At 36.1% G+C, this 11,843-nt stretch carries 13 protein-coding genes and 1 pseudogene; 12 read left to right on the top strand and 2 right to left on the bottom strand.

The annotated features are described in order from the left end of the window. A pseudogene (locus tag ACQKNR_RS21895) lies at window positions 1-592 on the top strand (hypothetical protein); the annotation flags it as partial. Between the two features lie 316 nt (window positions 593-908). Next, complete coding sequence (locus ACQKNR_RS21900; RefSeq protein WP_427320847.1) at window positions 909-1,856, top strand: DNA-binding domain-containing protein; 948 nt, start codon at window positions 909-911, stop codon at window positions 1,854-1,856. Window positions 1,857-1,951: 95 nt separating this feature from the next. Here ACQKNR_RS21900 and ACQKNR_RS21905 read toward each other — a convergent pair whose 3' ends face one another. Continuing rightward, window positions 1,952-2,752, bottom strand: coding sequence for a flagellin (locus ACQKNR_RS21905; RefSeq protein WP_427320547.1), 801 nt, complete (start codon window positions 2,750-2,752; stop codon window positions 1,952-1,954). A 255-nt stretch (window positions 2,753-3,007) separates the two neighbouring features. Then, window positions 3,008-3,820: a flagellin gene (locus tag ACQKNR_RS21910; RefSeq protein WP_147787972.1), complete on the bottom strand. Its 813-nt coding sequence runs from the start codon at window positions 3,818-3,820 to the stop codon at window positions 3,008-3,010. A gap of 257 nt (window positions 3,821-4,077) precedes the next feature. On the opposite strand from ACQKNR_RS21910, the gene ACQKNR_RS21915 reads away from it, so the two are divergent. The 10 genes from ACQKNR_RS21915 (at window position 4,078) to flhA (ending at window position 11,842) form a co-directional block, all read left to right on the top strand. Continuing rightward, complete coding sequence (locus ACQKNR_RS21915) at window positions 4,078-4,863, top strand: lytic transglycosylase domain-containing protein (RefSeq protein WP_427320549.1); 786 nt, start codon at window positions 4,078-4,080, stop codon at window positions 4,861-4,863. 62 nt (window positions 4,864-4,925) lie between these two features. Next, the gene (locus ACQKNR_RS21920; RefSeq protein WP_000775712.1) at window positions 4,926-5,150 is read left to right on the top strand and encodes a flagellar motor switch protein FliN; all 225 of its coding nucleotides are present in this window, start codon (window positions 4,926-4,928) and stop codon (window positions 5,148-5,150) included. 14 nt (window positions 5,151-5,164) lie between these two features. Further along, entirely contained in the window at window positions 5,165-6,151 is a 987-nt protein-coding gene (fliM, locus tag ACQKNR_RS21925; RefSeq protein ID WP_427320551.1) for a flagellar motor switch protein FliM, read from the top strand. Window positions 6,152-6,161: 10 nt separating this feature from the next. After that, entirely contained in the window at window positions 6,162-6,521 is a 360-nt protein-coding gene (fliN, locus tag ACQKNR_RS21930) for a flagellar motor switch protein FliN (protein ID WP_151035372.1), read from the top strand. A 12-nt stretch (window positions 6,522-6,533) separates the two neighbouring features. Beyond that, the gene (locus tag ACQKNR_RS21935; RefSeq protein ID WP_000121171.1) at window positions 6,534-6,854 is read left to right on the top strand and encodes a hypothetical protein; all 321 of its coding nucleotides are present in this window, start codon (window positions 6,534-6,536) and stop codon (window positions 6,852-6,854) included. After that, window positions 6,851-7,609, top strand: coding sequence for a flagellar type III secretion system pore protein FliP (locus ACQKNR_RS21940; RefSeq protein WP_427320553.1), 759 nt, complete (start codon window positions 6,851-6,853; stop codon window positions 7,607-7,609). Before ACQKNR_RS21935 ends, ACQKNR_RS21940 begins: the two co-directional genes overlap by 4 nt. A 33-nt stretch (window positions 7,610-7,642) precedes the next feature. Continuing rightward, the gene (locus ACQKNR_RS21945; protein ID WP_001098085.1) at window positions 7,643-7,918 is read left to right on the top strand and encodes a flagellar biosynthetic protein FliQ; all 276 of its coding nucleotides are present in this window, start codon (window positions 7,643-7,645) and stop codon (window positions 7,916-7,918) included. 15 nt (window positions 7,919-7,933) lie between these two features. Next, a complete protein-coding gene (locus tag ACQKNR_RS21950) occupies window positions 7,934-8,695 on the top strand; it encodes a flagellar biosynthetic protein FliR (RefSeq protein WP_427320555.1) in 762 nt (253 codons plus the stop codon). 10 nt (window positions 8,696-8,705) lie between these two features. Next, window positions 8,706-9,752 (top strand): flagellar type III secretion system protein FlhB, encoded by a 1,047-nt coding sequence (gene flhB / locus ACQKNR_RS21955; RefSeq protein WP_427320557.1) that lies wholly within the window; start codon window positions 8,706-8,708, stop codon window positions 9,750-9,752. Between the two features lie 23 nt (window positions 9,753-9,775). After that, entirely contained in the window at window positions 9,776-11,842 is a 2,067-nt protein-coding gene (flhA, locus tag ACQKNR_RS21960) for a flagellar biosynthesis protein FlhA (protein WP_427320559.1), read from the top strand. Window position 11,843: the final 1 nt, after the last annotated feature.

Consider the following 11,843-nt stretch of genomic DNA (forward strand, 5'->3'; position numbering starts at 1 on the left):
ATATGCATCTGAAACAGTAACAAAAGCACCAGTGGCAGGAACAATCACAGTAGCGAATAATAAAGCAGGTGTGAAAGATGTAGTGACAGTGACAGGAGTGAAAGCAGGCGACGTAGTCAAAGTATACGACGCAGCAACAAAAGGAAAAGAATTGGGAACAGCAACAGTGGCAGAAAAAGCGGTAGAAGCAAAAATAGAAATTGATCAAATCGCAAAAGACGCAAAAACAAAAGGAAATGTATACGTAAGTGTACAAAGTAAAGGTGAGTTAGAAAGTACGCGTACAGTGAAAGCATTTGATGCAGAAATTACAGCCGCTCCAAATGCAAATAATATTGTTGTATTAAATAATGATTCTGGTGAAGATGATATTGTTCGAGTGACAGGCTTAAAAGCAGGAGATGTAGTCAAAGTATATGACGCGGCAAAAGAAGGCAAAGAGCTGAAATCAGCAACCGTTGCTGCACAAAAAACGGCAGTAAATGTTAAAATTCCTCAATTAGGTGAGAAAGCAGGAAAAGTATACATTACAGTAACAAACGTGAATAAAGAAGAAAGTGTACGTGTAGCAAAAGATTTTATAGGTGAATAAAAGGATAGAGTATTAAAAATTAGTAATTCAATAGAGAGCGCCAGGAGGATGTAGATCTCTTGGCGCTCTTGTTTTTGGTTAAGTAATATAAATAGAAATAAAAACGCTATTTTTAAAAATGAAGACATTTGAATTTTGAATACTATAAATGAAATAGCCAAATCCTATTTTATACTTTTTATACCTTTTTGTATGTTAATTATTTGACGGATAATTTTGAAATGTTATAATATGGATGTGTCAAAATTTCTATTTTCTTAAAAGACATGGGAGTCAAATGAGAATTGTGAAAGGATGAGGGGGAGTGACACATATTATGTATCATCATACAGCAATCAATGCATTAAGTGTTTTGCAAAAAATGTCAAATGATAAAATGAACGATATGAAATTAGATACGGAATTCAAAAAAATAGAGAAACAATTCCGAATAGGGTATGAGGAGCTTGTTGATTTATATAATAGAATGGTATTATTTCAAATAGATATAGAAAAAAGTGGCGGTATGCGAGCATATGAAAAATCAGCAATTACATGGCTGAAATCCGAATTAGAACTATTATATGAAGTGTATCGATTTTGTCAACGTCATGGTTTAAATATCGCAAATATTTCAAAATATGTTAGTAAAAATGAATTGAATCTTTTTCCGAAAACAGAAAGTCAATTACAAAATACGTATTATAAATTAAAAAAACAAGAGATGCCGTTTGAAAATATTGAAAAACAAAAACCAGGACGAAAGCGAAAATATACACCTGTAAAAGAACCAATCGTTGAAATAAAAAAAGAAAACAAGCAAGAATTAAGAAAAGAAGTTCAAAGTACAGAGAATGAAAAAAGTCTTGTAACAGTTATATCTGGTATCGTTGATAACTTTGAAACAATTAGTCAGTGTAGTGAAAGAAAAGAAGATGAACTACATCAGTTTATGGAAGGTATTTATAAGCTTTCAAGCATGGCTGCTGGGCGTTCAAAAAATGAAAAGAACGTACGTGGTCTTGAAAGTGAACTACATGTATTACGAGCTGAAAATGAAAGACTAAAGCGAGAAAAGGAAGAACTTGTTCATGATATAAAAGAAATGACGCATCATTTAATTCATTTCATTACGAGCTCTGATATCGATCAAATTCGCACTTTGCCTTTCTTCGTAAAAGAATGTAAACAAGATTTGCATAAGTTAGGCTTATATAACGCACAAGACGGTAAAATGAAAATTATGGTTGATCGTAGTGGACAAGTTATGACTGTAACACAGTAATAAAATTTGGGTACAAAATAAAAGGGAGATACATAGTTTATATGTATTTCCCTTTTGTTTTGTGTGGAATCGTTTTAAAGAAGGAAGATGAATTCTTATGATTGTAGTAACTTAGAAACTCTTTGCGGAATTTGATTAGCCTGCGAAACCATACTAAGTGCAACTTCAGTTAACAATTTAAACTTCAAAAAATCACTCATCTCTTGCACCATATCCGCATCCTCAATTCGAGATGCAGCATCTGTTACCGCCATACTTTGGCTATTTAAATCTTCAATATTAAACTGTAAACGATTCATCATAGCACCGAGGTCGGCACGATGAAGTGCTACACTTTGCAAAGCCTCTTCAATTTTACGAATCGCCGCTTTTGCTTCTTGTTCTGTTGAAATCTTGATGTCATGTTGTGTAGGGGAAGGGGGAATATGTTTCGTTATATTTACTGTATGACCGATATCGTCTAATGTAACAGGACGGTTTTTACCGTCGAATACAGATAAATCGTTAAGCTCAGTCGTCTCGCCAATATAGCCAATTTGCTCTGTTAAAGATTGAAACTCTTTATTCAGTGCATCACGGTTTTTGTTTGAATTTGTACCGTTCGCAGATTGAATAGCTAAATCACGCATACGCTGCAAAATATTCGTCACAGTTTGAAGAGAAGCTTCCGCTGTACGAAGCATTGATATCGCATCCTCGTTATTACGAATCGCCACACGCATACCACTCGCTCTCGCATGCATATGAGTCACAATCGCAACATTAGTTGGATTATCAGAAGCATGATTTAACTTCTTACCAGTCGCCAAATGCTCCAACGCACCATTCATACGTTTCTCATTCTCATACAACGACTGTCTAGCATTCATACTTGAAACATTCGTACCAATACGCATAATAGACACTCCTTATAGATTCATATATGGTCTTAAAGCCAATAAACAGTTATGAAAAGAAAAAGGGATTTATGCTTATCTTTTATTTGTGTTTTAACATGAGAGGGAATAGAGAGAGGCACTGACCGCTTCTACACATCGTGGAGGCTCTCTTCCACCTAAAAAAAGAAGGGCTTTACAAATAATTTATTTATATAGAAAAAATAAACCCCTCCGCAAGCAGAGAGGTTTATTCATAAAACTAACTCAAATGGATTATTGTAATAATTTAGAAACCATTTGTGGAGTTTGGTTTGCTTGAGAAAGCATGCTGATACCAGCTTCGTTCAAGATTTTGAACTTAGTCATTTCAGACATTTCTTTCGCCATGTCAGCGTCTTCGATTTGAGAAGCTGAAGCAGCCATGTTTGTTGCTTGGTTAGTAACGTTTGTTAAGTTATGGTCTAAACGGTTTAATTGAGAACCGAAAGTTGCTCTATGATCAGCAACTGTTTGGATAGCAGCATCTACAGCCTCCATTGCAGCTTTAGCATTATCTGGAGTTGTTAAATCTCCAACGGCAGTAAGAAGTGTAGCCGCTGATGCATCAATAGCAGTAACTGTAAGTTTATCACCAGATACGTCAGAAAGTTGAAGATCAACATCTGTACCGTCAGTGCTTAAAATTTTATTTCCGTTAAAGTTTGTTGTGCCGGAAATATGGTCAATTTCTTCAGCTAATGCTTGGTATTCTAAATCTAAAGAAGCTTGGTCTTTATCTTTGTTTGTACCGTTTGCAGATTGGGTTGCAAGATCACGCATACGAAGTAAGATGTTTGAAATTGAGTTTAATGCTGCATCAGCAGTACGAAGCATAGACATACCGTCTTGTGTGTTACGAGCACCAACATTTAAGCCGCCCTCTTTTGCACGCATACGAGTAGCGATTGCTAGACCTGCTGCATCGTCAGCTGCACTGTTGATTGATTTACCGCTTGATAAACGATTCATAGCTGTATTCATTTTGTCTTGGTTTTGGCGCATGTACTCTTGTGTACGCATGCTGTTAATGTTTGTATTAATTCTCATAATTAAGAACCCCCATTTTTTTATATTGACTTTTCTGCAAATTGAAAAACGGTATATGCGAAAAAATCAATTTCGAGATTTATTGTAAGCCTTGCTACAACGGGTGTCAACTAAAAATTTGAATTAATAAATATAAAAAAATAACAGTTTAACAATATATTCATTTTTTTATTACAATATTATTTAAAAGGATTATTGCAAACTTTAAAAAAAAACTCTAATATTAGAATATCTTTGTTTACCGAAAAGGTGATATTATGATAGTTGGAAATATAGTAAAAGAAGTGCTTGCATATAAGAAAGGACAGATTCAGCAAAAGCTAAGTAGTCCACAGGCGTTCGTTAGTAGTCGTTTTCAAGAGAAGTTACAGAGTGAGCCTGCGAAGGAGACGAAAGTAACTACGCAGCCGGCAAAAGTAGAGGATATGAGTCAGCCGGTGCAATCTACGAAAATAGAAGCGGTTATTAACAAACCAGCAGAAACTATTAATAAAATAGAGGAAGCGAGAAAGCCTGAAGAAAAGGCCGAAACGAAGAAAGTAGATGAAGTGCAAGTCGCGCAAAAAGAGTTTGAACGACGTTTCCCAGAAACGAAAAATGAGGCTGCTGATACGTGGGGATTAACGAAGAAGTATAATATTCAAAAAATACGTTCTTCAAATGAAGGTAAGTATGAGGATATTATTGATCGCGTAAGTCGTACATACGGAATTCCGAAAACGTTAATTCAAAAAATGATTGAAGTAGAATCTGATTTTAATCCGAAAACGGTGTCGCATGCAGGGGCGATGGGACTTATGCAGCTTATGCCAGCGAATGTGAAAGAGATGGGGATAAAAAATCCATTTTCACCAGCTGAGAGTATTGAAGGCGGCGTGAAAGAGTTAAGCGGTTATTTAAAGAAAAATAACGGCGACTTAGTATTGGCGCTTGCTTCTTATAATGCTGGTCCTGGTAATGTGAGAAAGTACGGAGGCGTACCGCCATTTAAAGAAACGCAAGGATATATTAAAAAAATATTAAATATCGACGTTTCAAAATAAGAAATTTCATATATAGAGAGAACATGAAATTTTCGTGAACATGATATGGGAGTTGGCTAGATTTGAAATTACAAGATGATATTCCGTTAACAATTTATTTTGAAATCGGAAATACGAAAAAGAAAATTGAAGATTTGCTTCATATTACGAAAGGTACATTGTATCGTCTTGAAAATTCAACGAAAAATACGGTGCGTCTTATGCTTGAGAATGAAGAGATTGGAACCGGAAAGATTTTGACGAAGAATGGAAAGATGTACGTTGAAATCGTTGAATTGAAAAGGTAGGGAAGGGGATTGTCATGAGTGGCGAAAAATTGAGCCAAGAGCAAATTGATGCCCTGCTGAAGGCGGTAAATGAAGGCGAGGAAATGCCAGCTTTCGCACAAGAAGCAGGGAAGCAAGAAAAATTTCAAGAGTATGATTTTAATAGACCAGAGAAGTTCGGTGTTGAGCATTTACGTAGTTTGCAAGCGATTGCTTCTACGTTTGGAAAACAGACGTCACAGACGTTGTCAGCACGTATGCGTATTCCGATTGAGCTAGAGCCTTCGACTGTTGAGCAAGTTCCGTTTACGAGTGAGTATGTGGAGAAAATGCCGAAAGATTATTATTTATATTGCGTTATTGATCTCGGCTTGCCAGAGCTTGGAGAAATTGTTATTGAGATTGATTTAGCATTTGTTATATATATTCATGAATGCTGGCTTGGCGGAGATAGTAAGCGTAACTTTACGATGCGCAGACCGCTAACAGCATTTGAGTTTTTAACGCTTGATAATATATTCTTGCTTCTTTGTAAAAATTTAGAGCAATCATTTGAAAGCGTTGTTGCGATTGAACCGAAGTTTGTAACGACGGAGACAGATCCGAATGCATTAAAGATTACGACGGCGAGCGATATTATTTCATTACTTAACGTAAATATGAAAACAGATTTTTGGAATACGACGGTGCGTATCGGAATTCCGTTCTTATCTGTTGAAGAAATTATGGATAAGTTAACATCTGAAAATATTGTCGAACATTCTTCAGATAAACGTAAAAAGTATACGTCTGAAGTGGAAGTGAAAGTAAATCAAGTGTACAAACCTGTTCACGTTGCGATTGGTGAGCAGAAGATGACAATGGGTGAGATTGAACAAATTGAAGAAGGCGATATTATTCCGCTTCATACGAAAGTTTCAGATGAATTACTTGGTTATGTAGATGGAAAGCATAAATTTAATTGTTTTATTGGGAAAGATGGAACGCGTAAGGCGCTCCTATTTAAAAGTTTTGTAGAGTAGGAGGATCCATATGAAGCATGAAGTATCCCCTGTGTCATTAATGGGATTAGAAGAATTTGCAGGAAAGCGAAATGAGGCAGGTAAAGCACATATTGATACTGTTTCAGATATTTCGATTGAACTTGGCGTAAAGCTTGGAAAGTCATCTATTACGCTCGGTGACGTGAAGCAATTAAAAGTTGGCGATGTTCTTGAAGTAGAGAAAAATTTAGGGCATAAAGTAGATGTATATTTAAGTAATATGAAAGTCGGCATCGGTGAAGCAATCGTAATGGACGAGAAGTTCGGCATTATTATTTCTGAAATTGAAGCTGACAAGAAGCAAGCTGCGCTTATGAAGGCGCAAAGTCAAATGCAAGATAAAGAGTAGAGGAGGAGTCATATGTCGTATATGACGACCTTATTTCAAGTCGTTTTACTGTTTGGTGCGCTCGGCTACGGTGCATATTATATGACGAAAAAGACGCGCAAACAGCAGTTTTTTAAGCAAGGTGAAAATGGCCATATTCAAGTGAAGGACGGTGTTTTTTTAAATCATCAAACGAGCGCCTTTTTGTTTGAAGTGGACGGAAAGCAAGTATTCACTGTTATTAGTAATAACGGTGTACAGTCTGTGCAGTTAACAGGAACAGGAAATCAGTTTCAACAAGCGCTAGAAGACGCGGTGAAGAGTGAAACCAAAAAAGTAGAGGATCCATCATGAGAATAAAGAAACAGTTATCATTATTAGCCGTTATTTTCGTATTTTCTATCGTTTTTTTAATTGTTTTTGTAAATCCAGCGTATGCGGCCCCGAACGGTTTTATTAATTTCGAAAATGGAAAAGAGTTTACGAGTAATTCAAGTGTACAGTTATTTGCGCTCGTTACCCTTTTATCATTATCTTCTTCTATCGTTCTATTATTTACACATTTTACTTATTTTATGATCGTTCTTGGGATTACACGTCAGGGACTTGGGGTAATGAATTTACCACCGAACCAAGTGCTTGTTGGACTTGCATTATTTTTATCACTCTTTACGATGCAGCCTGTACTTGGGCAGTTAAAGAGCGATGTGTGGGATCCAATGACGAAAGAGAAAATAACAGTAAGTCAAGCTGCGGAGACGACAGCGCCTATTATGAAAGAGTATATGTCGAAGCATACGTATAAGCATGATTTAAAAATGATGCTGAAAGTGCGCGGAGAAGAGTTGCCGAAAGATTTGAAAGATCTTTCTCTATTTACGCTCGTACCATCCTTTACGTTAACGCAAATTCAAAAAGGATTATTAACGGGGATGTTCATTTATTTAGCGTTTGTTTTTATTGATTTAATTATTAGTACACTTTTAATGTACCTTGGGATGATGATGGTACCGCCGATGATTTTAAGTTTACCGTTTAAAATACTCGTTTTCGTATATTTAGGTGGATATACAAAAATCGTCGACATTATGTTTAAAACGGTCGCCTGAAGCGTTTGATGCTATGTGATAGGAGTCATATAAATGAATACGTCACCAATTATAGATATTTTTCAAACCTTTTTTTATAAAGGAGTTATGATTTTAATGCCGGTTGCCGGTGTAAGTATGATTGTCGTTATTATCATCGCTGTTATTATGGCGATGATGCAAATTCAAGAACAAACGCTAACATTTTTACCGAAAATGGCGAGTATCGTGCTCGTTATTATCATTTTAGGTCCGTGGATGTTTCAAGAGTTAACGACGCTTATTTTAGATTTATTTGATAAAATTCCATCGCTATTGCGTTCGTACTAAGATAGGTGAACTGAAATGAATATGGAATTATGGGCGGCAACGTTTTTTGCGTTTTGCCGCATTACTTCATTTTTATATTTTCTACCGTTTTTCTCAGGGCGATCGATTCCAGCAATGGCAAAGGTTACATTTGGGCTTGGTCTTTCGATTACAGTTGCCGATCAAGTTGATGTCTCTCATATAAAGACAGTTTGGGACGTCGCAGCTTATGCAGCAACGCAAATTGTAATTGGGTTATCCCTTTCAAAGATTGTAGAAATGCTGTGGAACATTCCGAAAATGGCTGGGCATATTTTAGACTTTGATATCGGTTTATCACAGGCAAGTTTGTTTGATGTGAACGCAGGATCACAGTCTACTTTACTATCAACATTATTTGATATGTTCTTTCTCATTATTTTTATTTCACTTGGCGGCATTAATTATTTCGTTGCCACGATTTTAAAGTCGTTTCAATATACAGAGGCGATTTCAAAATTGCTGACGACTAGTTTTTTAGATAGTTTACTCGCAACGTTATTATTTGCAATTACATCAGCGGTTGAAATCGCTCTGCCGCTTATGGGAAGCTTATTCATTATTAATTTCGTCCTTATTTTAATCGCAAAAAATGCTCCGCAGTTAAACGTTTTTATGAATGCGTACGTAATTAAAATTACGTGTGGTATTTTGTTTATTGCGATGAGTGTACCGATGCTCGGCTATGTGTTTAAAAATTTGACGGACGTATTACTTGAGGAATATACGAAACTATTTAACTTTTTCTTAACGAAGTAGGGGGACGCGCATGGCAAAGGATAATAAAACAGAAAAGGCCACCCCACAGAAGCGTAAAAAATCGCGTGAAGAAGGGAATATTGCCCGGAGTAAAGATTTAAATAATTTATTTTCCATTCTCGTATTAGCAGTTGTCGTTTACTTTTTCGGAGATTGGCTCGGTTATGAGATTGCCAATTCCGTAGCGGTGCTGTTTGATCAAATCGGAAAAAATACAGATTCGACCGAGTATTTTTATTTAATGGGGATTTTGCTATTAAAAGTATCGGCTCCGATATTAATACTCGTATACGCTTTTCATTTATTCAATTATATGATTCAAGTCGGTTTCTTATTTTCTTCTAAAGTCATTAAGCCGAAAGCATCACGTATTAATCCGAAAAACTATTTTACGAGATTGTTTAGTCGTAAAAGTTTAGTAGATATTTTGAAATCACTATTTTATATGGGATTGATCGGTTACGTTGCTTACGTTCTCTTTAAAAAGAATTTAGAGAAAATCGTGAGTATGATTGGGTTTAATTGGACTGCGTCACTTACTGAAATTATAAGGCAAATTAAATTTATCTTTTTAGCTATTTTAATTATTTTAATCGTTCTTTCTATTATTGATTTCATTTATCAAAAATGGGAGTACGAGCAAGATATTAAGATGAAAAAAGAAGAAGTAAAACAGGAGCATAAAGATAATGAAGGGGACCCACAAGTAAAAGGGAAACGAAAAAACTTTATGCATGCCATCTTGCAAGGGACAATTGCAAAAAAGATGGATGGTGCAACGTTTATTGTAAATAACCCGACTCATATTTCGGTCGTACTTCGATACAATAAACACGTTGATGCAGCACCAATTGTCGTTGCAAAAGGGGAAGATGAGCTCGCATTATATATACGAACGCTTGCCCGTGAACAAGAAATACCAATGGTGGAAAACCGTCCACTTGCTCGTTCTTTATATTATCAAGTCGAGGAAGATGAGACGATTCCAGAAGATTTATACGTAGCTGTAATTGAAGTTATGCGCTATTTAATTCAAACGAAAGAACTTGAAGTATAATAGCGCGTTTGGAGGAGATCTCTTTGTTTAAGATAGATTCTGCAAGAACCTATTTTTCTATCTTTTTAGCAGCGTCATTCGTTGTGGCGCTCTTAATTCCACTTCCGCCATTTATACTTGATATCATTATCGTTTTTCTATTAAGTATGTCAGTACTTATTTATATGCGAGCGACAAGTATTAACGAGTGGGATGAATTAAAGTCCTTTCCGACGATGTTGTTATTAATCGGGATTTTCCGCGTATCGATTAACGTTTCGACGACGCGGGCAATTTTAACAAACGGAAATGCCGGTCATGTTATTGAAGAGTTCGGTCAGTTCGTAATTGGCGGGAACTTATTAATTGGTATCGTTATTTTTACAGTATTAATTATTTTCCAGTTTATCGTTGCAAACGGTGCATCTCGTACAGCTGAAGTTGCAGCTCGTTTTACACTTGATTCTTTACCAGGGAAACAAATGTCTATCGATGCTGATTTAAACCAGCGTATTATTACAGAAAAAGATGCACAGGCAAAACGAAAAAAGTTAAATATGGAAACAGAGTTTTACGGAGCGATGGATGGTGCCGGGAAGTTCATTAAAGGGGACGTTATTTTCGGGATTGTCATTTTATTCGTAAACATCATTTTCGGTTTAATTGTCGGAATGATGCAGCAAGGTATGACTTTTGGGCAAGCAGCTCTTCATTATACGCAGTTAACTGTCGGTGACGGAATTGTAAACCAAATCGGTTCATTAATGCTTGCGATTTCAACTGGTATTATCGTAACGCGCGTATTTGACGGATCACCGGATACAGTAACTGAAGGGATCTTTAAAGAGTTATTAGCGCATGAAGTCGTTGTATATGCGCTCGGTGGTTTATTTATCGCAATGGGTTTATTTACTCCGCTACCATTTCTACCGTTTGCTCTCGTTGGAGGAACAATTATCTTCTTAGGAATTCGTAATAAAAAACGAATAAAGAAAGAGAAAGAAGACGAGCTTCAAAAAGAATTAGAAATGATTCAAGGCGAGGATGAGCAATTACAACAAGTGGAAGATTCATTTGGAGTCTTTACAGATAAATATCCAATTATTGTAGAGCTTGGATTAGATTTAGCGGCTCTTGTAAAACAAAAAATTAATGGGGAAACAGCTCGTGATAAAGTTGTTCTGATGAGGAAGTCGATTATTACCGACCTTGGTATTAACGTTCCTGGTATTAACTTTAAAGATAATACGAGTTTTAGACCACGTGGGCGTTATATTATTCGTATTAAAGGTGCAAAGGCGGCTGAAGGTGTTTTAAAATCAGGTTATTTATTAGCGCTGAAAACACCGAACGTAATGGCTGATTTAGATGCAGAACCAGCGAAAGATCCAATCTTCGGCGAAGACGGTTATTGGATTTTAGAGCATATGGTGCAAGATGCACAAATGAAAGGCTATCAAGTGTTAGAACCACTTAGCATATTAATTACACATTTAGATGTTGTCGTTAGACGTAATCTTCATGAGTTAATTCAGCGTCAACATGTGAAAGACTTAATCAATTCTCTTGAAAATGATAATGGCGTTCTATTAGAAGAGATTAAGAAGAAAGAAATTGATTTATCACTCGTTCAAAACGTTATTAAACAACTTCTAAAAGAAGGTATTTCAATCCGTGATTTACCAACGATTATTGAAGGTATTATTGACGGCAAAGAAGTTTATCAAAATCATGTGGATGGTGTAACGGCATTTGTCCGTGAATGTATTTCAAAAGTGATTTGTGAACATGCGAAAAATCCTGACGGGAAAATTTATGCGGCGCTCTTCTCTGATTCAATCGAGTTAGATGCGGATGTTGTGAACAATTCTTATCAAGGTTATTTATTAAACTGGGATTTAGATTTAGAAACACGTGTCGTTGAGCAAGTACAGCGCGTCTTTAAACAAGCACGTTTAATGGGAAGAGAACCAGTGTTATTAACGCGCAGAAAAGACTTCAGGTTTGCAATTGTAAGACTTCTTGAGCGTTATCAAATAGAAGCACAAGTGCTTTGTATTAGCGAATTAGCACCAGAAATTGTTGTAGATCAAATTGCCTATATTGAATAGT

The sequence above is a fragment of the Bacillus sp. NPDC094077 genome (assembly GCF_050279465.1).
In the GTDB taxonomy this organism is placed as follows: Bacteria; Bacillota; Bacilli; order Bacillales; family Bacillaceae_G; genus Bacillus_A.